The organism is Cryobacterium glucosi, from assembly GCF_004402235.1.
GTDB lineage: Bacteria > Actinomycetota > Actinomycetes > Actinomycetales > Microbacteriaceae > Cryobacterium > Cryobacterium glucosi.
This window is the reverse complement of sequence record NZ_SOFS01000012.1, coordinates 227772-251144: the sequence shown is the minus strand read 5'-3', so window position 1 is coordinate 251144 and position 23373 is coordinate 227772. Positions and strand designations below refer to the sequence as shown.

Here is a 23373-nt window from a genome sequence, read left to right as displayed (position 1 = left end):
GTGTTCGCGCTCGAGGTGTTGGCTCGATCATCCCCCGTGCGGTTCGGATTGGGAACCCCGGACGAGGCCGACCACGGGAGGAGTTTTTCTAGCGCCAGGTGGTTGGCCCCGCGGAGCCGGCTCGATAGTTGTCGAGAGGTACGGAGCTTTTGCGCCAGGCGGAGAGGATCGGAGTGACAATGCGCCAGCACTCTTCCACCGCGTCTGCACGCACCGAAAGGGTGGGTTCGTCGGAGAGGATTCCGTGCAGTACTTCGCCGTACGGGCCTAGTTCTCCCTGGGCGAATTGCACCTGAAGATTGACCCGGTCGAGAGCGAAAGGATCATCTTCGCCGTTGATGTTGAGGTCGAGATCGATACTGTCCGGGGTGAGCGAGATAGTGAGCCGCGCGGGACCGGGGTTGCCGGTGAAGCCGTAGGGCCGGTGCGGTACATCCTTGAAAGTTACGACGATCTGTTGGCGGCGGTCGGCCATGGCTTTTCCCGACCGAAGTCGGAATGGAACGCCGGCCCAACGCCAGTTCTCGATCCCGACGGTCACCTCCGCGAGTGTTTCGGTGTCGAGTTCGGGAGTCACGCCCGTCTCTTTCACGTAAGCGGGAAGTCTTCGCCCGTCAATTGTGCCGGCGGTGTATCGGGCACGGCGGCTGCTGGCTACCGGGTCGCCCTTCCAGGCGCGGGTGGCGCGGAGTACCTGGGCCATTGATCCGCGCAGATCGTCGGCGTCCAGACTCGACGGGGGCTCCATCGCAGTGAGCGCCATCACGAGAAGCAGGTGGCTCTGGATCATGTCAACGAGGGCGCCCGCCTTGTCGTAATACCCGGCGCGACCCTCGAGGCCAAGGGTCTCGTCGAAGACGATATCCACTCGCTCGATGTGCTCTGCGCTCCAGACCTGCTCGAACAAGCGGTTGGTGAAACGGAGGCCGAGCAGGTTGAGCACCGTGGACTTTCCCAGAAAGTGGTCCACCCGGTGGATGTGGTTCTCTGGCAGAAGCCTCACGAGCCGCCTATTGAGCGCCTGGGCGCTGCGCAAGTCGGTGCCGAACGGTTTCTCCATCCCGAGAACGGTGTTCTTAGGCAGCCTGACCTTCCCCAGTGCAGCGATCGAGAGAATCGTCACGTTCGGCGGCAGAGCGAAGTAGAGCGCCGGTGTGCCCGTTGCGGCAGCAAGCACGCGAGCGAGGTCAGCTGGTTTCGTCACGTCGGCCTGGAGGTATATCGAGTTGTTCGCCACCCTGGCAGACCGGGCGCTCTCGGATCCCCCTGCGGCGAAGGACTCGACGACACGGGAACGCCACTGCGCACTCGTCATGGGATCGGATCCCACACCGATCAGGCGAAGATCGTAGCCCCGGGAGCTACTGAGCAACTGGCCCAGGCCCGGAAGAAGCAACCTCTTTGAGAGATCCCCGCCCGCTCCGAATATGACGAGAGTTCCGATGCGGTCAGCCATGCGCACACGATACCTCGGCAAGACTGGCGAAACGGGACTAGTCGCCACCTGGCTGATGCAGAAGACCTCTTTGACGACGACGACCTGGACGCCGTCGCAGACCGCCTCGATCACGCAATCGGAGCTTCACGTGTGGGCCACCGGCGCCTGATTCGCCCGAGTTCCGCGTCATGACTGACCTGTGTTGGTACCGGTGGTGGGACTCGAACCCACACGTCCTCTCGAACAAAGCATTTTGAGTGCTCCGCGTCTGCCATTCCGCCACACCGGCTCACAACACCTGGTTCAGAATACCGTAGGCTTTGACCCGTGACCGACCAAGATTCAACCCCAGTACCTCCTCGCCGTGTTGTCGTGGCCGAGGATGAGTCCCTCATTCGTCTCGACATCGTCGAAATCCTTCGTGACGCCGGATTCGAGGTCGTCGGCGAGGCCGGCGACGGCGAAACCGCTGTGGCCCTGGCGACCGAGCTGCGACCCGACCTGGTGATCATGGACGTCAAGATGCCGCACCTCGACGGCATCTCGGCCGCGGAGCGGATCACCAAGGCGCACATCGCCCCGGTTGTGCTCCTCACCGCGTTCAGCCAGAAGGAACTGGTCGAGCGGGCGACGGAAGCCGGCGCACTCGCATACGTCGTCAAGCCGTTCACCCCGAACGACCTGCTGCCCGCGATCGAGATCGCGTTGTCCCGTTACAGCCAGATCATCACCCTCGAAGCCGAGGTCGCCGACCTCGTCGAGCGCTTCGAGACCCGCAAGCTCGTCGACCGGGCCAAGGGCCTGCTCAACGAGAAGATGGGCCTCACCGAACCGGAGTCGTTCCGCTGGATCCAGAAGGCGTCGATGGACCGCCGCCTCACCATGCACGATGTCGCCCAGGCGATCATCGAGCAGCTCTCCGCAAAGAAGTAGCACCACTGCACAGACGAAAGGCGGGTCCGGTCAATGGCGACCGGGCCCGCCTTTGTCGTGTGTGCACGGCGGGCGTGACAGATCAGGCGATGCCGGGGCGGTCGGTGATCAGGTTCGTGATCCGGATCGTCGAGCAGCGCCTGCCTTGATCGTCGTCGATCTCGATCGAGTGGGTCGTCAGGGTGCGCCCGAGGTGGATCGGCGTGCAGACGCCGGTGACCCAGCCGCTCGTCGCCGAGCGGGTGTGCGTCGCGTTGATCTCGATGCCGACGGCGAGCTTGCCCGGTCCCGCGTGCAGGTTCGCGGACATCGATCCGAGGCTCTCGCCGAGCACCACGAAGGCGCCCCCGTGCAGGAGCATGGCCGGCTGGGTATTGCCGAACACCGGCATCCGTGCCACCGCCCGCTCGAGGCTGAACTCGAGGAATTCGATGCCCATCTTGTCGGCGAGGGCCCCGCCGCCGCGCTGCTGCACCCAGCTGAGGGCGTCTTCGGTCTTCTGGGTCATGGTCACCTTGGATAGGGCCCTGCGCCGTCGGACGACGCTTGTAGGCTGTCTGTGTGTCGGATTCCGAAAAGCCTACCCTGATGATCATCGACGGCCATTCACTGGCCTACCGGGCGTTCCATGCGCTCCCGGTCGACAGTTTCCAGACCCGGGACGGCCAGCACACCAACGGCATTCACGGGTTCATCTCGATGCTGCTGAGCCTGCTGCGCACCGAGAACCCCTCGCACATCGCCGTCGCTTTCGATATCTCGCGCGCCTCTTTCCGCACCCGCGAATACCCCGAATACAAGGGAACCCGGGCGAGTACCCCTCCGGAATTCAAAGGTCAGGTGCCGCTCCTGCAGGAGGCCCTCGCGGCCATGAACATCACGACCATCACGAAGGAAGACTTCGAGGCGGACGACATCCTCGCGACCCTGTCCGTCCGCGGAACCGCGGAAGGGTACCACGTCTTCGTCGTCTCCGGCGACAGGGATTCGATCCAGCTCGTCAACGACAACGTGACCCTGCTCTACCCGGCGAGCCAGGGCGTCTCGGCGCTCACCCGGTACGACCCGGCACGTGTGCGCGAGAAATACGGCATCGATCCGGCCCAGTATCCCGATGTCGCGGCCCTCGTCGGCGAGACGAGCGACAACCTGATCGGCATCAGCAAGGTCGGCGAGAAGACCGCCGTCAAGTGGCTCGGCCTCTACGGCAGCCTTGCCGGCATCCTCGAACACGCGGACGAGATCAAGGGTGTCGTCGGAAACAACCTGCGCGAGCAGAAGGAGAACGCGATCCGCAATCGCCGCCTCAACCGGCTCGTGACCGACCTCGACCTCCCCGTCGAACTGCCAGACCTCGTCCGCGCCCCGATCAACGAAGCCGCCGTGCGCGAGGTCTTCGGTCGCCTCGAGTTCAAGAACCTGCTCGAACGCGTGATCAAGCTCGAGGGCGGCGCGGACGAGTCTGGCGCGGCCGTCGTGCCGGTCGAGCGTGACGATGCGCCCTCCGCGCCGGTCGCCAAGGACCTTCTCGACGAGGAGCTGGATGCCTGGCTCACCCGGGTCGTAGCGGCCAACCCGGGCGGACTCGGCCTCCAGGTCGAGGTGCAGGACGGCAAGGCGATCGGTTTCGGTGTGTCCGGGCTCGAGGAGTCCGTGAACCTTCCGTGGCAGCCGGGACGCACGGACTACCTGCCCTTCGAGGACTGGCTCGCGAGCGACGCGCCCAAGATCATGCACGACGCCAAGCACCAGCTCAAGGCCCTGCGCCGCAGTGGCCTCGGCTTCGGTGGGCTCGTCACCGACACCCTCGTAGCTGCCTGGCTGCTGCGCCCGGGCGGGCCGGACAAGACCCTCGCCGACCTCGTCACCCGCTACCTCGACGAGACGCTCCCTGTCGCAGACCCCAACCAGCTGGTGCCGGACGAGTCGGAGTCTGGCGGCGTGCCCACCGAGGCCTGGTACGCCTACCGGCTCTCGGCCGCGCTCGGGGCCTTGCTCGATCCGGGTTCCCAGTCTGTGCTCACCGACATCGAAATGCCGACCCTGCTGACCCTCGTCGACATGGAACTCACCGGCGTCGCCGTGTCACACGAGGAGCTGTCCGTCCTGTCGGCCCAGCTCGGCGAGCGGGCGGCGGAGTACGCGGCGGGCGCGTTCGCCGAGATCGGCCGCGAGGTCAACCTCGGCTCGCCCAAGCAACTCCAGGAGGTCCTGTTCGAGCAACTGGGCATGCCGAAGACCCGCGCGAACAAGACCGGATACACGACGGATGCCGGCGCCCTCGCCGATCTCCAGGCGAGCAACCCGCATCCCTTCCTCGGTCTCCTCCTGCAGCACAGGGACGCGACCAAGCTCCGCCAAATCGTCGAGACCCTTGACAAGGCGATCGACGCGACCGGGCGCATCCACACCAATTACGTGCAGATCGGCACTGCCACAGGCCGGATCTCCTCGGCCGATCCGAACCTTCAGAACATCCCCGTGCGCACAGAGGAAGGCCGGCGGATCCGGGCAGCCTTCCACTCCGGCCCGGACGCCGAGTGCCTGCTGACGGCCGACTACTCCCAGATCGAGATGCGCATCATGGCGCACCTCTCCGAAGACGCCGGGCTGATCGAGGCCTTCAACGCCGGGGAAGACCTGCACCGCTTCGTCGGCGCATCCGTCTTCGGGGTCACGCCGGAGGAGGTCACGAACGAGATGCGCAGCAAGGTCAAGGCCATGTCCTACGGACTCGCGTACGGGCTGAGTGCCTTCGGCCTCTCCAAGCAGCTCCGGATCGACCAGAAGGAAGCACGCCAGCTCATCACGGACTACTTCGCCCGGTTCGGCGCCGTGCGCGACTACCTGCGGCACGTCGTCGAACAGGCCAAGGTCGACGGGTACACGGCGACGATCTTCGGGCGCCGCCGCCCGTTCCCCGAACTGCACAGTTCCAACCGCGTGCTCAGGGAGAACGCGGAGCGGGCTGCGCTCAACGCCCCGATCCAGGGCTCGGCCGCCGACATCATGAAGATCGCAATGAACAACATCGCGGAGGACATGCTCGAGGAAGGCCTCGAGTCCCGGATGATGCTCCAGGTGCACGACGAATTGATCTTCGAGGTCGCGCCCGGCGAGTGGGACGCTCTCCGCACCGTCGTCACGCACCGGATGGAGACCGCCGCTGCGCTGCTCGTGCCCCTGGACGTGCAGGTCGGCAGGGGTGCGAACTGGGACGCCGCGGCGCACTGAGGTCCCGGCTCGCTCCCTGTGTCGCTGCCGGTACGGTGATCTAGGCTCGGTCCATGAGCCAAGACACCGTGCGTACGCCCACAGCGATTGATGCGATCGCGGAAGACTGGGTCGACACCCTCGTCGACCTCGATCCCACGATCGGCACCTACATCGGCCGCAGCGTGGGCGCCGACCGGTATGGCGACTACTCCCCGGCGGGCCTGGAACGGCATCGCCTCGCGTCTCTCGCAACGATCAGGCGCCTCGATGCCGCTGTCGTCGTCGACGCGGTCGACGAGGTCACCCGCACGGATCTGCGCAGCGAACTCGCCCTCGGCGTCGAGAGCGCCGATGCGGGCCTGCCGCTTCGGGACCTGAACAATCTCGCCTCGCCCGCGCAGGACATCCGCGCGGCCTTCGACCTGATGCCGACGGAAACCGTCGAGGACTGGCGCACCATCTCCACGCGGCTCGGCGCCGTGCCCGAGGCCGTCGCGGGTTACATCGAGACCCTGCGCCTCGGCATCCGCGAAGGCATCATGCCCGCGAAGCGCCAGGTGCGCGAGGTCGCAGTTCAGGCACGCCGGCACGCGGCGAAGACGGGCTTCTTCGCCACGCTCGCCGCGGAGGCGAGTCCCGTGACGGGCAGCCTGCCCGCGAGTCTCGCGACCGACCTCGGGTCCGGCGCCCGCGCCGCCGCCGCCGCATACTCCGCGCTGGCCGCATTCCTCGGCGACGAGCTCGAACGGTCCGCGCCAGAGGCGGATGCGGTCGGCCGGGAGATCTATGCGCTCCAGTCCCGCCGGTTCCTCGGGGCCGCTGTCGATCTCGACGAAACCTACGAGTGGGGGATCGAGGAACTCGCCAGGATGGTCGCGGAGCAGGAGGGCATCGCCAGGCAGATTCTCCCGGGAGCGAGCGTGCAGGAGGCCATCGCCCACCTCGACGCCGACCAGAGCCGCACCCTGCACGGCACGGCGGCCTTGCAACGCTGGATGCAGGAGACGAGCGACCGCGCCGTCGCCGAACTGTCGGTGAGTCACTTCGACATCCCCCAGGAGATCCGCGCGCTCGAGTGCCTGATCGCCCCGACGCAGGACGGCGGCGTGTACTACACCGGGCCGAGCGACGACTTCTCCAGGCCGGGCCGGATGTGGTGGTCGGTTCCGGCAGGCGTCACCGAGTTCTCCACCTGGCGCGAACTGTCGACCGTCTATCACGAGGGTGTTCCTGGCCACCACCTGCAGATCGGACAGGCGGTGCATAACCGCGGCATCCTGAACACCTGGCGTCGCCAGCTCGCGGGCACGTCAGGGCACGCAGAGGGCTGGGCGCTCTACGCCGAACGCCTGATGAGCGAGCTCGGCTACCTCGACGACCCGGCCGACCGTCTCGGCATGCTCGACGGCCAGCGGATGCGCGCCGCCCGCGTCGTGATCGACATCGGCGTGCACCTCGGCAAGACCCTGCCGGATGGAAGCGGCGTCTGGACGGCCGAGCATGCCTTCGACTTCTTCCGCCGCAATGCCAACGTCGACGAGAGCACGGTGCAGTTCGAAGTCAACCGGTACCTCGGCTGGCCGGGACAGGCGCCCTCGTACAAGATCGGCCAGCGCATCTGGGAGGAACTCCGCGACGCCAGCACGGCCAGGGAGGGTGCGGCGTTCTCGATCAAGGACTTCCACAGGCGAGCCCTCGACCTCGGCGGCGTCGGCCTCGACACCCTCCGCGCGGCGCTGCTGTCCTGACGTCTCTCCGCGTACACGACGTGACAAGCGGATGTTGCCGGTGGCCCCTGCAAACAGCTAAGCTTGACTGTCACGTTTGTGACGAACTATCCGCTGCCATGCGCGGAGTCCACAATCCCCACCCGTTCGCGTATGGCCCGACTTATGTCCATCCTGGAGCAACTACTACATGACAATCGCAACGACCGATAGGGCACCTAAGCAGGTCGCCATCAACGACATTGGATCTGCTGAAGACTTTCTTGCCGCGGTCGAAAAGACTCTGAAATTCTTCAACGACGGAGACCTCATCGAGGGCACCGTTGTGAAGATCGACCGCGACGAGGTCCTCCTCGACGTGGGTTACAAGACCGAGGGCGTCATTCCCTCCCGCGAACTTTCCATCAAGCACGACGTTGACCCTTCCGAGGTTGTCAAGGTCGGCGACCTGGTCGAGGCCCTTGTTCTCCAGAAGGAAGACAAAGAAGGCCGCCTCATCCTCTCGAAGAAGCGCGCCCAGTACGAACGTGCGTGGGGCGACGTCGAGAAGATCAAGGAATCCGATGGCGTTGTCACCGGTTCGGTCATCGAGGTCGTCAAGGGCGGGCTCATCGTCGACATCGGCCTCCGTGGCTTCCTGCCGGCCTCGCTCATCGAGCTTCGCCGCGTTCGCGACCTGACCCCGTACCTGGGCCAGGAGATCGAAGCGAAGATCCTCGAGCTCGACAAGAACCGCAACAACGTTGTGCTGTCCCGTCGTGCCCTGCTCGAGCAGACGCAGTCCGAGAGCCGCACCACGTTCCTCAACAACCTCCAGAAGGGACAGGTCCGCAAGGGCGTCGTCTCCTCGATCGTCAACTTCGGTGCGTTCGTCGACCTCGGTGGCGTTGACGGCCTGGTTCACGTCTCCGAACTCAGCTGGAAGCACATCGAGCACGCCAGCGAGGTCGTCGAGGTTGGCCAGGAAGTCACCGTCGAGATCCTCGAGGTCGACCTCGAGCGCGAGCGCGTGTCGCTGTCGCTCAAGGCCACCCAGGAAGACCCGTGGCAGGTCTTCGCCCGCACCCACGCCATCGGCCAGGTTGCACCGGGCAAGGTCACCAAGCTCGTCCCCTTCGGCGCGTTCGTTCGCGTTGCAGAGGGCATCGAGGGCCTGGTCCACATCAGCGAACTCTCCGGCAAGCACGTCGAGCTCGCCGAGCAGGTCGTTTCGGTCGGCGACGAGGTCTTCGTCAAGGTCATCGACATCGACCTCGAGCGTCGCCGCATCTCGCTGAGCCTCAAGCAGGCCAACGAGGGTGTCGACCCCGAGGGCACCGAGTTCGACCCGGCGCTCTACGGAATGCTCACCGAGTACGACGACCAGGGCAACTACAAGTACCCCGAGGGCTTCGACCCGGAGACCAACGAGTGGCGCGAAGGCTTCGAAAACCAGCGCGAGAAGTGGGAGCAGGACTACGCTGCAGCCCAGGCTCGCTGGGAAGCCCACAAGAAGCAGGTCGCGTCCGCGAACGACGAGATCATCGCCGTCGGCGACGTTCCCTCCGCAGCTGGCAACTCGTTCTCGAGCGAGACGGCCGGAGCCGGAACGCTTGCTGACGACGAGGCACTCGCCGCACTGCGCGAGAAGCTCAGCAGCAACAACTAGCACGCAGCTCCACCGCAACACCAGAACCGGCCGGACCCTTCGGGGCCCGGCCGGTTTTCTGCGCCCTGGCCACATCGGTAGCATTGCCGGGGTGTACCTCATTGGACTGACCGGCGGGATCGCATCCGGCAAGAGCACCGTTGCGAGCGCCCTCACGGAACACGGGGCCGTCGTCATCGATGCGGATCGCCTCGCCCGCGAGGTCGTCGAACCGGGCAGCCCCGTCCTGGCGGCGATCGCGGCGGAGTTCGGCACCGCTCTCGTCGGACCGGACGGTGCGCTGGACCGGCCCAGACTCGGCGCGATCGTCTTCGGCGACCCGGCGGCCCTGGCGAGGCTCAACGCGATCGTGCACCCCGCAGTGCGGTCGCTCACGAACGCACGCATTCGTGCAGCCGGGCTCGCGAATCCCTCGGCGGTGGTCGTCTACGACGTACCCCTTCTGGTCGAGGCGGCCGTCGAGCATCCGTTCGACCTCGTCGTCGTCACCCAGGCGACTCCGGAGACCCGGATGCAACGGATGGTCGACCTGCGCCGGATGAGCCAGGAGGACGCGGCCCTGCGCATCCGCGCCCAGGCCGATGATGCCGAACGGCTTGCGATCGCCGACGTCGTGATCGACACCGATGGCACCCTGGAACACACCCTGCGACAGGTCGACGCGCTCTGGGAACGCGTGCGGAGCGCCGGAAACTCTGCCGGCACCGAGAGTGTCGGTGGTCGAATCTAGACTGGAGGGATGGAACCCACGCGATCCGTACATCCCTTTGAGGTCGTGAGCGAATACACGCCGAGCGGCGACCAGCCGACCGCGATCAAAGAACTCGCCGAACGCATCAACGCCGGTGAAACCGACATCGTGCTCCTCGGAGCCACCGGAACCGGCAAGTCCGCGACGACCGCCTGGCTGATCGAACAGGTGCAGCGCCCGACGCTCGTGCTCGCGCACAACAAGACCCTCGCAGCCCAGCTCGTGAACGAGTTCCGCGAGCTGATGCCGAACAACGCCATCGAGTACTTCGTGTCGTACTACGACTACTACCAGCCGGAGGCGTACGTCCCGCAGACGGACACCTTCATCGAGAAGGACTCCTCGATCAACGCCGAGGTCGAGCGGCTCAGGCACTCCACCACGAACTCGCTCCTGAGCCGCCGCGACGTCGTCGTCGTCTCCACCGTGTCCTGCATCTACGGCCTCGGCACACCCGAGGGATACATGGAGGCCATGATCGCCCTCCAGGTGGGCCAGAAGGTCGACCGTGACTGGCTGATCCGCAAGTTCGTTGCGATGCAGTACCAGCGCAACGACGTCGACTTTTCCAGGGGCCACTTCCGGGTGCGCGGCGACACCATCGAGATCATCCCGATGTACGAGGAACTCGCGATCCGGATCGAGATGTTCGGCGATGAGATCGAGGCGCTCTACAGCCTGCACCCGCTCACCGGTGACATCGTCCGCAAGCTCGAATCCGTGTCCGTTTTCCCCGGCTCGCACTACGTCGCGAGCACCGAGACCATGCAGCGGGCCATCGTCACCATCCAGGAAGAACTCGCCGAACGGCTCGGCCAGCTCGAACGGGAAGGCAAACTGCTCGAGGCGCAGCGACTTCGGATGCGCACGACCTTCGACCTCGAGATGATGGAACAGATCGGCTTCTGCTCCGGCATCGAGAACTACTCCCGGCACATCGACCAGCGGTCACCGGGGGAGGCGCCGCACTGTCTCCTCGACTACTTCCCCGACGACTTCCTGATGGTCATCGACGAATCCCATGTCACCGTCCCGCAGATCGGGGCGATGTACGAGGGGGACTCGTCCCGCAAACGCACGCTCGTCGAGCATGGCTTCCGGCTCCCGAGCGCCCTCGACAACCGGCCGCTCAAGTTCAACGAATTCAAGGACAGGGTCGGCCAGACCGTGTACCTGTCCGCCACGCCCGGGAAATACGAGATGGGCATCGCAGACGGCATCGTCGAACAGATCATCCGCCCGACCGGGCTCATCGACCCGCAGATCATCGTCAAGCCGTCCAAGGGACAGATCGACGACCTCCTCGAGGAGATCCACAAGCGCGTCGCACTCAACGAGCGGGTACTCGTCACGACCCTCACCAAGAAGATGGCCGAGGAACTCACGGACTTCCTCACCGAGGCCGGCGTCCGGGTGCGCTACCTGCACTCCGACGTCGACACCCTGCGCCGGGTCGAGCTCCTCACCGAGCTCCGCGCGGGCGTGTACGACGTCCTCGTCGGCATCAATCTCCTCCGGGAGGGCCTCGACCTGCCCGAGGTGTCGCTCGTCGCAATCCTCGACGCCGACAAGGAAGGGTTCCTGCGCTCCGCAACCTCCCTCATCCAGACGATCGGCCGGGCCGCCCGGAACGTCTCCGGCGAGGTGCACATGTACGCCGACCGGCTGACCGCCTCGATGGAACGCGCGATCGACGAGACCGACCGCCGCCGCGAAAAGCAGGTCGCCTACAACACCCTGCACGGCATCGACCCCACTCCGCTCCGCAAACGGATCGCCGACATCACCGACATCCTCGCGCGGGAAGAGGCCGACACCGCCGAGCTCCTCGCCGGTCGCGACGCCCGGCGCAAGGTCGCGGCGACCCCGCTCCGCACCGGCATCGCCGCGAACGGAGCCAACGACCTCGAGTCGATCATCGCCGACCTCAGTGGCCAGATGCTCGAGGCCGCGGGCGAGCTCAAGTTCGAACTCGCTGCCCGGCTCCGGGACGAGGTCTCCGAACTCAAACGCGAACTCCGCCAGATGGAGAAGGCCGGGCACATCTGATCAACAACCGCCCAACGTCGCGGTCGGAATTCGAACGTTTGTTCGCTCAGGGCGTGCGTCCGGGGCGCAGGAGTGTCGGTGGCACTCAATAGACTCGAACGGTGTCAATTTCCAAGGTAACGTCCGGGTCCAAGCTCAGTGTCCGCGGTGCGCGTGTGCACAACCTGCACAACGTCGATTTGGAGATCCCCAGGGATTCCCTGGTCGTCTTCACGGGACTGTCCGGTTCGGGCAAGTCCTCACTCGCGTTCGACACCATCTTCGCGGAGGGGCAACGCCGCTACGTCGAGTCGCTCTCCGCGTACGCACGCCAGTTCCTCGGCCAGGTCGACCGGCCGGACGTCGACTTCATTGAGGGGCTCAGCCCCGCCGTCTCGATCGACCAGAAGTCGACCAACCGCAACCCGCGGTCGACTGTCGGCACGATCACCGAGGTCTACGACTACATGCGCCTGCTCTGGGCGCGCATCGGAGTGCCGCACTGCGCCGTCTGCGGCGAGGTCATCCAGGCCCAGACCGTTCAGCAGATCGCCGACCAGCTCATGGAACTTCCGCAGGGCACCCGGTACCAGATCCTGAGCCCGGTCGTCTCCCAGAAGAAGGGCGAGTTCGTCGACCTGTTCAAGGAGCTCGCCGCCGGCGGCTACTCCCGCGCCATGGTCGACGGCACCCAGATCCAGCTCAGCGAACCGCCGACGCTCAAGAAGCAGCTCAAGCACGACATCTCCGTGGTCGTCGACCGCCTCGTCGCGGCGCCGGAACTCCTCAGCCGCCTGACCGACTCCCTCGAGACCGCGCTCAAACTCACCGACGGCATCGTCCAGATCAACTACGTCGACGGGGAGGGTGACGCGGCGTGGCAGAGCTACTCCGAGAAGCTCTCCTGCCCGAACAACCACCCCGTGCAGCTCACCGAGATCGAACCGCGCACCTTCTCCTTCAACGCGCCCTTCGGCGCCTGCCCCGAGTGCTCCGGCCTCGGCACGCGAATGTCCGTCGACCAGGATCTCCTTCTCGGCGACCCTGAGCTCAGCATCGCGGAGGGCGTCGTGCTGCCCTGGACCACCCAGGGCAAGGGACTCTTCCAGTACTACGAGAAGCTGCTCGACGGCCTCGCGCACGACCTCGACTTCTCACTCGACACCCCCTGGGGCGAACTCACGCCCGACGTGCAGAATGCCGTGCTCCGCGGCGACAACTTCGAGGTCCGCGTGAAGTGGAAGAACCGCTACGGCCGTGAGATGAGCTACACCTCCGGCTTCGAAGGCGTCGTGCCGTACATCGAACGCCAGTACCTGCAGGCGGAGTCCGACACCCAGCGGGCCCGCTGGGGCGAGTACCTCCGCGAGATCGACTGCCCGGTCTGCTCGGGCACCCGGCTCAAGCCCGAGGTCCTCGCCGTGCTGATCCACGGCTCCAGCATCGCGGATGTCTGCAACCTGAGCCTCGCGGACGCCCGGTCGTTCATGGACCTGCTCGAACTGACCGACCGTGAGGCCATGATCGCGGCCCAGGTCCTCCGCGAGATCAAGGCGCGGCTGGACTTCCTGATCCGGGTCGGCCTCAACTACCTGAACCTGGCCCGCGCAGCCGCGAGCCTCTCCGGCGGAGAGGCCCAGCGCATCCGTCTGGCCACGCAGATCGGCTCCGGGTTGACCGGGGTGCTCTACGTGCTCGACGAGCCGAGCATCGGCCTGCACCAGCGGGACAACCGGCGACTCATCGAGACCCTCGTCGCCCTCCGCGACCTCGGCAACACCCTCATCGTCGTCGAACACGACGAGGACACCATCAAGATGGCCGACTGGATCGTCGACATCGGTCCCGGCGCCGGCGTGAACGGCGGCCACGTCGTGCACTCCGGCTCCTACGCGAGCCTCCTGGAGAACCGGGAGTCGCTCACGGGAGACTACCTCGCCGGCCGCAAGTCGATAGAGACGCCTGAGACGCGCAGGCCGATCGACCCTGACCGCCAGATCAACGTGATCGGGGCGGAGGCGAACAACCTCAAGAAGGTCTCCGTGACGTTCCCGCTCGGCACCTTCACCGCCGTCACCGGCGTGAGCGGCTCCGGAAAGTCCTCCCTCGTCAACGACATCCTCTACCGGGTGCTCGCCAACCGGCTGAACGGCGCCCGCAAGCTCCCCGGCAAGCACACCAGGGTCACCGGGCTCGAGCAGCTGGACAAGGTCATCCACGTCGACCAGGCCCCGATCGGCCGCACCCCTCGGTCCAACCCGGCGACGTACACGGGCGTGTTCGACAAGATCCGCACCCTCTTCTCGGAGACGATCGAGGCGAAGGCGCGGGGCTACCTGCCCGGCCGGTTCAGCTTCAACGTCAAGGGCGGCCGCTGCGAAGCCTGCTCCGGCGACGGCACGATCAAGATCGAGATGAACTTCCTGCCCGACGTCTATGTCGCGTGCGAGGTCTGCGGGGGAGCGCGGTACAACCGCGACACCCTCACCGTTCACTACAAGGGCAAGAACATCGCCGAGGTCCTCGACATGCCGATCAGCGAGGCTGCGGAATTCTTCGAGCCGATCTCGGCGATCCACCGCTTCCTGAAGACCCTCGTCGAGGTCGGACTCGGCTATGTGCGCCTCGGCCAGAGCGCCACGACGCTCTCCGGAGGTGAGGCGCAGCGCGTCAAGCTCGCCACCGAACTCCAGCGTCGCTCGAACGGCCGCAGCGTCTACGTGCTCGACGAACCCACGACCGGGCTGCACTTCGAAGACGTGCGCAAGCTCCTGCTGGTGCTCAACAGTCTCGTCGACAAGGGCAACACCGTGATCGTGATCGAGCACAACCTCGACGTGATCAAATCGGCCGACTGGGTGATCGACCTCGGGCCGGAGGGCGGGTCCGGCGGCGGGCGCGTGCTCGCGACCGGAACACCGGAGCACATCGCGACCGTCAAGAAGAGCCACACGGGCACCTTCCTCAAAGAGATCCTGGCGGCGCGCTAAAATTCTGTTCGGCCGGTTTCTGTCCGGCGCGGGGAAGTACCAGGAGAGTTCATGTCGGACGCGTTGAGCTATCGGCCGAAGGCGGGGGAGATCCCCACGGTCCCTGGCGTGTACCGCTTTCGCGACGAGACCGGGCGGGTGCTCTACGTCGGCAAGGCCAAGAACCTGCGCGCCCGCCTCAGCAACTACTTCGCGCCGCTCAGCAGCCTGCACGAGCGCACCCGGCGCATGGTCACGACGGCCGCGTCCGTCGAGTGGACCACAGTCGGAACCGAGGTCGAGGCCCTCCAGCTCGAATGGACCTGGATCAACGAGTTCGACCCGCCGTTCAACGTGCAGTTCAAGGACGACAAGTCCTACCCGTACCTCGCCGTGACCCTCGCAGACGAGGCGCCGCGCGCCCTCGTCACCCGCACCACCGGCATCCGCGGCGCGCGTTATTTCGGCCCGTACCCCAAGGTCTGGGCCGTTCACGAGACGATCGACCTGATGCTCAAGGCCTTCCCGATCCGCACCTGCAACAACGCCAACTACAAACGCGCCATGCAATCGGGGAAACCGTGTTTCGCCGGCCAGATCGGCCGCTGCTTCGGCCCGTGCTCCCAGAAGGTCTCGATCGAGGAGCACCGCGTCATCGTCGACGAATTCGTGAGTTTCATGGCGAGCCAGGACCGCACCATGATCAACCGACTGACCAACGAGATGAAGGCCGCTGCCCTCGGCCAGCAGTACGAGCTCGCGGCCAAACGGCGGGACCAGGTCAAGGCGCTCACGAACGTGCTCGAGAAGAGTGCGGTCGTGCTGCGTGACAACGTCGACATCGACCTGTTCGCCGTCGAGGAGGACGAGCTCGCTGCGGCTGTGCAGCTGTTCATCGTGCGCGGCGGCCGGATCCGCGGTGTCCGCGGCTGGGTCGTCGACAAGGAGCTGGACCTGACAACAGGGGAGCTGATCGATTCCGTGCTGCAGACCGCATACTCCAGGGACGCCGTGCCGCCGCGGGAGGTCGTCGTCCCGTTGCTTCCTGACGACTCCGCAGCGCTCGAAGAATGGCTCGGCGGCATCGCCGGGCGCAAGGTGCACCTCGTGGCCGCCCAGCGCGGCGAGAAGGCCGCTCTGCTCGCGACGGCCACCCAGAACGCACGGCAGGCACTGATGCTCTACAAGACCCGCCGCAGCTCCGACTTCGTCGCACGCTCCAAGGCGCTCGAGGACATCCAGGAGGCGCTCGGTATGGACTCGGCGCCGCTCCGAATGGAGTGTTATGACGTCTCGCACCTGAGCGGCACGAACATCGTCGCCTCGATGGTGGTCTTCGAAGACGGGCTTCCACGCACGGACGAATACCGGCGCTTCAGCATCCCGGAGTCCACAGACGACACCGACTCGATCTACCGCACCCTGACCAGGCGCCTCGCCTACCTCGTGCCAGACGACGGCCCTGCAACGGATGCCGGCACGGAGCCCGCACCGGATCCCGCGGGTGCGTCGCCGGACTCGCCGGCCAGACGCAAGAAGTTCCGGTACCAGCCGAACCTCCTGATCGTCGACGGCGGCCAGCCGCAGGTCGCTGCGGCGGCCAGGGCGCTTCGCGAATCCGGGGTCACCGGCATCCAGCTGTGCGGCATCGCCAAGCGCCTCGAGGAGATCTGGCTGCCGGACTCGGACTATCCCGTCATCCTGCCGCGCAACAGCGACGCACTCTTCCTCATCCAGCGGATCCGGGACGAGGCCCACCGCTTCGCGATCACCCACCAGCGCGCCCGCCGCAAACGCGACATCGCAACGGTCCTCGGCGAGATCGCCGGCCTCGGCCCGGCACGGGTCAAAGTGCTGTTGCAGCATTTCGGATCCGTCGCCCGGCTCAAAGAGGCCCCCATCGAGGCAATCGCGGAGGTCCGCGGCATCGGACCAGGCCTCGCGGCGACGATCCACCAGCACTTTCGCGCCTGAAACCGATCTCGGTCGGTAGGCTGGACTGACAGGCCCACCACCGACAGAAGGCGCACCCCCAGGATGACGGAGAACGACAAGCAGGAAATGCTTATCGTCACGGGAATGTCCGGGGCCGGGCGTTCGACAGTGGCCAACGCCCTCGAAGACCTCGGCTGGTACGTCGTCGACAACCTTCCGCCGCAAATGCTGCGCCCGCTCGTCGAACTCGCCGGCAAGGCGGGCACGAGCCTGCCCAAGATCGCCGCCGTCGTGGACATCCGCGGCCGTGACTTCTTCGCGGACTTCCAGGAGATCGTGCAGTCCCTCCGCAACGGCTCCCAGTTGCGCGTGATCTTTCTCGAGGCCAGGGACGACGTCCTCGTGCGGCGTTTCGAGTCCGTGCGCCGTCCGCATCCGCTGCAGGGCGACGGCACCATCCTCGATGGCATCGACGCCGAACGCACCCGGTTGCGCGCCGTCCGTGAATCGTGCGACATGGTCATCGACACGTCCGACCTCAACATCCACCAGCTCGCGACGACCATCAGCGAACGCTTCGCGGCCGAAGATGCCGCAGGCGTGCACGTCACGGTCATGAGTTTCGGCTTCAAGTACGGTCTTCCCACGGATGTCGACATGGTCGCCGATGTCCGCTTCCTGCCGAATCCGTTCTGGGTGCCCGAACTCCGCTCCCACACCGGACAGGACCCCGAAGTGCGGGACTACGTGCTGGCCCAGGAAGGCGCCCTGGACTTCATCGAGCACTACTCCCTGGCGCTCGCACCGGTGCTGGCGGGCTACCAGCGCGAGAACAAACGCCACGCCACCATCGCCATCGGCTGTACGGGCGGCAAGCATCGCTCGGTGGCGATGGCCCGCGAAATCGCTCGCCGGATCGGCGATCTGCCCGGAGTCGCGATAAGCCTCAAGAATCGCGACCTCGGCCGGGAGTAAGACCCCGCCCGGTGCGCCGCCCCGCGGGCTGCGCCGGGCCACACAGACCACAGACCGACCCATTTTGGGGTCAGTACGACAGAATGGACAAACGATTGGCACTCACGGCCGACGTCAAAGATGAACTTGCACGGGTTGACGTGTCGAAGACCACGGTGCGGGCGGCGGAGCTCGCGACGATTCTGCGATTCTCCGGCGGCCTGCACATGATCAACAGCCGGATCGCGATCGAATCCGAGCTCGACACCGCACTCCTCGCCCGCCGGGTGCGGAAGGACCTCGCCGAACTCTACGGCGTCCGCAGCGAAGTCTCCGTGATTTCGGCATCCGGCCTGCGCCGCACCAGCCACTTCCTGGTGCGCGTGCTCGATGGGGGAGAAACCCTGGCCAGACAGACCGGCCTGCTCGACGCCCGGCGACGCCCCATCCGAGGTCTGCCGAACCGGCTGACCACGGGGTCCAAGGAAGAGATCGCCGCCGTCTGGCGCGGTGCGTTCCTCGCGAACGGCTCCCTCACCGATCCCGGTCGCTCGGCGGCCCTCGAAGTGACCTGCCCGGGCAACGAGGCCGCGATGGCCCTCGTCGGTACGGCCGGTCGACTCGGCGTCGTCGCCAAGGCCCGTGAGGTGCGGGGCGTGCACCGGGTCGTGATCCGCGACGGCGACGCCATCGGCGCCATGCTCGTGCACATGGGTGCGGCGGAGACCGTGCTCAACTGGGAAGCGCTCCGACAGCGCCGTGAGGTGCGCGCAACGGCCAACCGCCTCGTCAATTTCGACGACGCCAACCTCCGCCGCAGCGCGCAGGCCGCCGTTGCGGCGTGCGCCCGCGTGCAGCGCGCGATGGAAATCCTCGGCAGCGATATTCCGGAACACCTCCGTTACGCAGGCGAGTTGCGCCTCTCGTTCCGCGACTCCAGCCTCGACGAACTGGGCCACCACGCCGATCCGCCCATGACGAAGGACGCCGTCGCCGGACGCATCCGCCGCTTGCTCGCCATGGCGGACAAAAAGGCCGTCGACCTCGGGATCCCCGGAACCGATGCGAACCTTCCGGCTGACCTCGACGATGTTTGAGGCCCCCTCGTCAGCGGGGCACCCTGACCTGAGTAGACTTGAAACGTCGCTTACACACTCGTGGCGGAGTACTTCGCGCCAACTCGACAGAGGAGATATGAATGGCTGAATACACTTTGCCCGCTCTCGCCTATGACTACTCGGCGCTCGCGCCGAGCATCAGCGGCACCATCATGGAACTTCACCACAGCAAGCACCACCAGGCCTACGTGACCGGCGCGAACACCGCCCTCGCGCAGCTTGCGGAAGCTCGCGACTCCGGCCAGCTGGCCAACGTCAACAAGCTTGAAAAAGACCTCGCCTTCAACCTCGGCGGTCACGTCAACCACTCCATCTTCTGGACCAACCTCTCCCCGGACGGCGGCGACAAGCCCACAGGCGAGCTTGCGAGCGCCATCGAGGACTTCTTCGGTTCCTTCGACAAGTTCCAGGCGCACTTCACGGCGGCAGCCCTCGGTGTGCAGGGATCCGGCTGGGCGGTGCTCGCCTGGGATTCGATCGGGCAGCGCCTGATCATCCAGCAGTTCTTCGACCAGCAGTCGAACTTCGCAGCCGGCACGATTCCGGTACTCATGCTCGACGTCTGGGAGCACGCGTACTACCTCGACTACCGCAACGTGCGTGCGGACTACGTGAAGGCATTCTGGAACATCGTCAACTGGGCGAACGTCCAGGACCGATTCACGATCGCTCGCGAAAAGACCAACGGGCTTCTGCTGCTCTCATAGCGCAGCCGTAGGACGGGCCCCGTGAGGGGCCCGTCCCCCGTGTATTTCACCCACAAGAAACCGCGCTTCGGCGCACAAGATTAGGAGACATTCGTGTCTGTAAAGATCGGTATTAATGGCTTTGGCCGCATTGGCCGCAATTATCTTCGCGCCGCCCTGGCGCAGGGCAGCGACATCGAGATCGTCGCCGTCAACGACCTGACCGACACGAAGACGTTGGCCCACCTTCTTAAATATGACTCCATCACCGGACGCCTGAACGCCACCGTTTCCGTCGAGGGCGACTCCATCCTCGTCAACGGCAAGCCGATTAAGGTTCTCGCCGAGCGCGACCCGGCCAACCTTCCCTGGGGCGCCCTGGGCGTCGACATCGTCATCGAGTCCACCGGCCGCTTCACCAAGGCAGAGGATGCGCGCAAGCACATCACCGCAGGCGCCAAGAAGGTCATCGTTTCCGCTCCCGCCTCAGGCGACGCAGCGACGATCGTCATGGGTGTCAACGAGCAGGACTACGACCCGGCCAAGTTCGACATCATCTCCAACGCGTCCTGCACCACGAACTGCCTCGCGCCCTTGGCCAAGGTCTTCAACGACAACTTCGGCATCAAGTCCGGCCTGATGACGACGATCCACGCGTACACCGCCGACCAGAACCTCCAGGACGGCCCGCACTCCGACCTGCGTCGCGCCCGCGCCGCAGCCATCAACATCATCCCGACCTCGACCGGTGCGGCCAAGGCCCTCGGCATCGTCCTCCCCGAGCTCAAGGGCAAGCTTGACGGCTTCGCACTGCGCGTTCCGGTTCCCACCGGTTCCATCACCGACCTCACCGTCATCGCGGAGCGCCCCGTCACGATCGAAGCGATCAAGGCCGCCTACAAGGCTGCTGCGGAGTCCGGTCCCCTCAAGGGCATCCTGATGTACACGGAAGACGAGATCGTCTCCAGCGACATCGTGACGGACCCGCACTCCTCGATCTTCGACGCCGGCCTGCTGCGCGTCATCGGCGACCAGGTCAAGCTGTCGTCCTGGTACGACAACGAGTGGGGCTACTCCAACCGCATGGTTGACCTCACCGCGCTCGTCGCCAAGAGCCTGTAGCAGGGGCCCGCAGTGACGCTTCGTACAATCGAATCGCTGGGGCTGCTCACCGGAAAACGCGTCATCGTCCGCTGTGACCTGAACGTGCCGTTGAAAGACGGCGAGATCACGGACGATGGTCGCGTTCGCGCGTCCCTCCCGACCATCAAGGCGCTGCTCGAACAGGGCGCCCGCGTGGTCATCGTCTCCCACCTCGGACGGCCGAAGGGTGCACCGGAAGAGAAGTACAGCCTCGCGCCCGTCGCAGTGCGCCTTGCGCAACTGCTCGGACACGACGTCGCCTTCGCGACCGACACCGTCGGTGACGCCGCAAAGGCCGCCGTCGGCGCGCTGTCCAATGGCGACGTCGTCGTGCTCGAAAACCTCCGGTTCAACCCGGGGGAGACGAGCAAGGTCGACGCAGAGCGGGTCGCCTTCGCGACCGAGCTCGCCGCCCTCGGCGACGTCCTCGTGTCTGACGGCTTCGGCGTCGTTCACCGCAAGCAGGCAAGCGTGTACGACCTGGCAGCAATCCTGCCGAGCGCTGCCGGCCTGCTGATCGCTGCCGAGCTCGACGTGCTCGACCGTCTCACCGAAAAGCCGGAGGCGCCGTACACGGTCGTCCTCGGCGGCTCCAAGGTCTCGGACAAGCTCGGCGTGATCGGTCACCTCCTGCCGCGGGTCAACTCGCTGCTCATCGGTGGCGGAATGCTTTTCACCTTCCTCGCAGCTCAGGGCCACAAGGTGGGCGCAAGCCTGCTCGAGGCCGACCAGATCGAAACCGTTCGCGGTTACCTGGTCGAGGCCGAGCGCCTGGGCGTGAAGATCGTCCTGCCGACGGATGTCGTCGTCGCCTCCAAATTCGGAGCTGACGCCGAGCACGTGGTCACCGCTGCCGACTCGATTGAGGACACCGCATTCGGTGCCACCGGTCTGGGCCTCGACATCGGACCGGACACGGCCGCGGCATTCGCCGCGATCATCCGCGCATCGAAGACGGTGTTCTGGAACGGGCCCATGGGCGTGTTCGAGCTCGCACCGTTTGCTGAGGGCACCCGTGTGGTGGCCGCAGCACTCACAGAGGTTGACGGTCTCAGCGTCGTAGGAGGTGGCGATTCCGCCGCCGCCGTGCGCACGCTCGGATTCACGGACGACCAGTTCGGTCACATTTCTACCGGTGGCGGCGCGAGCCTTGAGTTCCTCGAAGGCAAGCGTCTCCCAGGACTGGAGGTCCTCGGATGGCAGTAAACACTCAGCGCACCCCGCTGATTGCAGGCAATTGGAAGATGAACCTGGATCACCTCCAGGCCATCGCGTTCGTGCAGAAGCTCGCCTGGAACCTCAAGGACGCCAAGCACGACTTCGCGGCCGTCGAGGTTGCGGTGTTCCCGCCGTTCACCGACCTTCGCTCCGTGCAGACGCTCGTGTCAGCCGACAAGCTGCCCGTCGTCTTCGGCGCGCAGGATGTCTCGGCTCACGATTCCGGCGCCTTCACGGGTGAGATCTCCGGCGCGTTCCTCGCTCAGCTCGAGTGCACGTACGTGCTCATCGGGCACTCCGAGCGTCGCACGTTGCACGGGGAGAACGACGAGGAGGTGGCCGCGAAGGTCACCGCCGCCGTCAAGCACGGACTCGTTCCGATCATCTGCGTCGGCGAGACCGCCGCGGACCTGGAACTGCACGGTCCGAGCGCCGTCCCTGTCGCCCAGCTGCGCACCGCACTGTCGGGCATCGACAGCGCGGCTGACATCGTAGTGGCATACGAGCCCGTGTGGGCCATCGGCTCCGGCCAGGCGGCAACGCCTGAGCAGGCCGAACAGGTCGCAGCCCAGCTGCGCCTGGTCCTCAGCGAGACCCTCGGACAGGATGTGGCCGACAAGACCCGCATCCTCTACGGCGGTTCCGTGAAGGGCGTCAACATCGCGGGCTACATGCGCGAACCCAACGTCGACGGAGCGCTCGTCGGCGGGGCAAGCCTGGATATCGACGAGTTCTCGAGCATCGTCCGATTCCAGAAGCACGTGGGCGTCTAGCCCGAAGTTCCACCTGATATCACCGCTCCAGCCCGCCACCCTGACCAGGGGAGGCGGGCTGGTTCGTCAGTCAGGCTATGATGATCACTGATCCCGGTGGAGAAACTCCACCATTCTGAAAGGTTTCGCGTGCAGATTCTCCAGGTCGTGTTGCAGGTTGTCCTCGGACTGACGAGCCTCCTGCTCACCATGCTCATCCTCCTGCACAAGGGCCGTGGTGGTGGCCTCTCCGATATGTTCGGTGGCGGCGTCACCTCGAACCTCGGCGCCTCCGGCGTTGCGGAACGAAACCTCAATCGCATCACCGTGATCCTCGCCGTCCTCTGGATCGCGTGCATCGTCGTCCTGGGCCTCATCACCAAGTTCGACACGGCACTGTAACTCCCTCACACCCCCTTCGCTTTTCCCACACCCGTGGCCGTGCGGCCACAAGCACAATCGCCTTTCATGGAGGAACACAATGGCATCTGGTGGCAGCGCAATTCGTGGATCCAGGGTCGGAGCCGGCCCCATGGGGGAGCAGGACCGCGGTTTCCAGGCGGACCGGATCCGCGTCTCCTACTGGGACGCTCTCGGCAACGAGACCGTCCGCTACTTCGCGGCGAACCTGCCCGATGATGAAATCCCCGAGACGATCGACTGCCCGTCCTCTGGGCTTCCGGCCGGCCGCGACAAGGAGAACCCGCCGTCCGTCGTGAAGCTCGAACCATACAAGACGCACCTCGCCTACGTGAAGGAGCGCCGCACGGAAGAGGAAGCGGACTCGCTTCTCGAGGAAGCCCTTCTGCAGCTGCGGATTCGCCGCGGGAAGCTCTCCGCCACCAACTAGCTCCGGA

General features: G+C 65.7%; 18 protein-coding genes and 1 tRNA gene. 16 read left to right on the top strand and 3 right to left on the bottom strand.

Annotated elements, in window-relative coordinates:
* Positions 1 to 88 precede the first annotated feature (88 nt).
* A complete protein-coding gene (locus E3O46_RS03835; protein WP_134561214.1) occupies positions 89 to 1456 on the bottom strand; it encodes a glucose-6-phosphate dehydrogenase in 1368 nt (455 codons plus the stop codon).
* Positions 1457 to 1641: 185 nt separating this feature from the next.
* Positions 1642 to 1727 (bottom strand) — tRNA-Leu (locus E3O46_RS03830).
* 38 nt (positions 1728 to 1765) lie between these two features.
* On the opposite strand from E3O46_RS03830, the gene E3O46_RS03825 reads away from it, so the two are divergent.
* Complete coding sequence (locus tag E3O46_RS03825) at positions 1766 to 2371, top strand: ANTAR domain-containing response regulator (RefSeq protein ID WP_134366651.1); 606 nt, start codon at positions 1766 to 1768, stop codon at positions 2369 to 2371.
* An 82-nt stretch (positions 2372 to 2453) separates the two neighbouring features.
* On the opposite strand, the gene E3O46_RS03820 is transcribed toward E3O46_RS03825, so the two are convergent.
* Positions 2454 to 2879, bottom strand: a complete 426-nt coding sequence (locus tag E3O46_RS03820; RefSeq protein WP_134448704.1) for a hotdog fold thioesterase — start codon at positions 2877 to 2879, stop codon at positions 2454 to 2456.
* A gap of 53 nt (positions 2880 to 2932) precedes the next feature.
* Between E3O46_RS03820 and polA the strand changes: the two genes are divergently transcribed.
* The 15 genes from polA (at position 2933) to E3O46_RS03745 (ending at position 23366) form a co-directional block, all read left to right on the top strand.
* The gene (gene polA / locus E3O46_RS03815; RefSeq protein WP_134561135.1) at positions 2933 to 5605 is read left to right on the top strand and encodes a DNA polymerase I; all 2673 of its coding nucleotides are present in this window, start codon (positions 2933 to 2935) and stop codon (positions 5603 to 5605) included.
* A 53-nt stretch (positions 5606 to 5658) separates the two neighbouring features.
* Entirely contained in the window at positions 5659 to 7335 is a 1677-nt protein-coding gene (locus E3O46_RS03810) for a DUF885 domain-containing protein (protein WP_134448702.1), read from the top strand.
* A gap of 169 nt (positions 7336 to 7504) precedes the next feature.
* Complete coding sequence (gene rpsA, locus E3O46_RS03805; protein WP_134448701.1) at positions 7505 to 8962, top strand: 30S ribosomal protein S1; 1458 nt, start codon at positions 7505 to 7507, stop codon at positions 8960 to 8962.
* A gap of 91 nt (positions 8963 to 9053) precedes the next feature.
* Positions 9054 to 9692: a dephospho-CoA kinase gene (gene coaE, locus E3O46_RS03800; RefSeq protein ID WP_134561134.1), complete on the top strand. Its 639-nt coding sequence runs from the start codon at positions 9054 to 9056 to the stop codon at positions 9690 to 9692.
* Positions 9693 to 9701: 9 nt separating this feature from the next.
* A complete protein-coding gene (uvrB, locus tag E3O46_RS03795) occupies positions 9702 to 11762 on the top strand; it encodes an excinuclease ABC subunit UvrB (protein WP_134448699.1) in 2061 nt (686 codons plus the stop codon).
* A 101-nt stretch (positions 11763 to 11863) separates the two neighbouring features.
* The gene (uvrA, locus tag E3O46_RS03790; RefSeq protein ID WP_134448698.1) at positions 11864 to 14731 is read left to right on the top strand and encodes an excinuclease ABC subunit UvrA; all 2868 of its coding nucleotides are present in this window, start codon (positions 11864 to 11866) and stop codon (positions 14729 to 14731) included.
* 51 nt (positions 14732 to 14782) lie between these two features.
* Entirely contained in the window at positions 14783 to 16684 is a 1902-nt protein-coding gene (gene uvrC / locus E3O46_RS03785; protein ID WP_134561133.1) for an excinuclease ABC subunit UvrC, read from the top strand.
* A 63-nt stretch (positions 16685 to 16747) separates the two neighbouring features.
* Complete coding sequence (gene rapZ / locus E3O46_RS03780; RefSeq protein ID WP_134448696.1) at positions 16748 to 17620, top strand: RNase adapter RapZ; 873 nt, start codon at positions 16748 to 16750, stop codon at positions 17618 to 17620.
* A gap of 95 nt (positions 17621 to 17715) precedes the next feature.
* Positions 17716 to 18696, top strand: a complete 981-nt coding sequence (whiA, locus tag E3O46_RS03775; RefSeq protein ID WP_134448754.1) for a DNA-binding protein WhiA — start codon at positions 17716 to 17718, stop codon at positions 18694 to 18696.
* 101 nt (positions 18697 to 18797) lie between these two features.
* On the top strand, positions 18798 to 19424 hold the full coding sequence (locus tag E3O46_RS03770) for a superoxide dismutase (RefSeq protein WP_134561132.1): 627 nt from the start codon (positions 18798 to 18800) through the stop codon (positions 19422 to 19424).
* 93 nt (positions 19425 to 19517) lie between these two features.
* Complete coding sequence (gene gap / locus E3O46_RS03765) at positions 19518 to 20525, top strand: type I glyceraldehyde-3-phosphate dehydrogenase (RefSeq protein WP_134448694.1); 1008 nt, start codon at positions 19518 to 19520, stop codon at positions 20523 to 20525.
* Positions 20526 to 20537: 12 nt separating this feature from the next.
* Complete coding sequence (locus tag E3O46_RS03760) at positions 20538 to 21752, top strand: phosphoglycerate kinase (protein WP_134448693.1); 1215 nt, start codon at positions 20538 to 20540, stop codon at positions 21750 to 21752.
* Positions 21743 to 22537: a triose-phosphate isomerase gene (tpiA, locus tag E3O46_RS03755; protein ID WP_134448692.1), complete on the top strand. Its 795-nt coding sequence runs from the start codon at positions 21743 to 21745 to the stop codon at positions 22535 to 22537. The genes E3O46_RS03760 and tpiA overlap by 10 nt, the downstream gene beginning before the upstream one ends.
* Positions 22538 to 22666: 129 nt before the next feature.
* Positions 22667 to 22918, top strand: coding sequence for a preprotein translocase subunit SecG (gene secG, locus E3O46_RS03750; RefSeq protein WP_134448691.1), 252 nt, complete (start codon positions 22667 to 22669; stop codon positions 22916 to 22918).
* A gap of 79 nt (positions 22919 to 22997) precedes the next feature.
* A complete protein-coding gene (locus E3O46_RS03745) occupies positions 22998 to 23366 on the top strand; it encodes an RNA polymerase-binding protein RbpA (protein ID WP_134560126.1) in 369 nt (122 codons plus the stop codon).
* Positions 23367 to 23373: the final 7 nt, after the last annotated feature.

Coding starts and splice junctions, on each gene's coding strand:
- uvrC (WP_134561133.1), top strand. CDS start 14,783: ATGTCGGACGCGTTGAGCTATCGGCCGAAGGCGGGGGAGATCCCCACG.
- rapZ (WP_134448696.1), top strand. CDS start 16,748: ATGACGGAGAACGACAAGCAGGAAATGCTTATCGTCACGGGAATGTCC.
- tpiA (WP_134448692.1), top strand. CDS start 21,743: ATGGCAGTAAACACTCAGCGCACCCCGCTGATTGCAGGCAATTGGAAG.
- E3O46_RS03835 (WP_134561214.1), bottom strand. CDS start 1,456: ATGGCTGACCGCATCGGAACTCTCGTCATATTCGGAGCGGGCGGGGAT.
- E3O46_RS03820 (WP_134448704.1), bottom strand. CDS start 2,879: ATGACCCAGAAGACCGAAGACGCCCTCAGCTGGGTGCAGCAGCGCGGC.
- E3O46_RS03745 (WP_134560126.1), top strand. CDS start 22,998: ATGGCATCTGGTGGCAGCGCAATTCGTGGATCCAGGGTCGGAGCCGGC.
- E3O46_RS03810 (WP_134448702.1), top strand. CDS start 5,659: ATGAGCCAAGACACCGTGCGTACGCCCACAGCGATTGATGCGATCGCG.
- rpsA (WP_134448701.1), top strand. CDS start 7,505: ATGACAATCGCAACGACCGATAGGGCACCTAAGCAGGTCGCCATCAAC.
- uvrB (WP_134448699.1), top strand. CDS start 9,702: ATGGAACCCACGCGATCCGTACATCCCTTTGAGGTCGTGAGCGAATAC.
- E3O46_RS03770 (WP_134561132.1), top strand. CDS start 18,798: ATGGCTGAATACACTTTGCCCGCTCTCGCCTATGACTACTCGGCGCTC.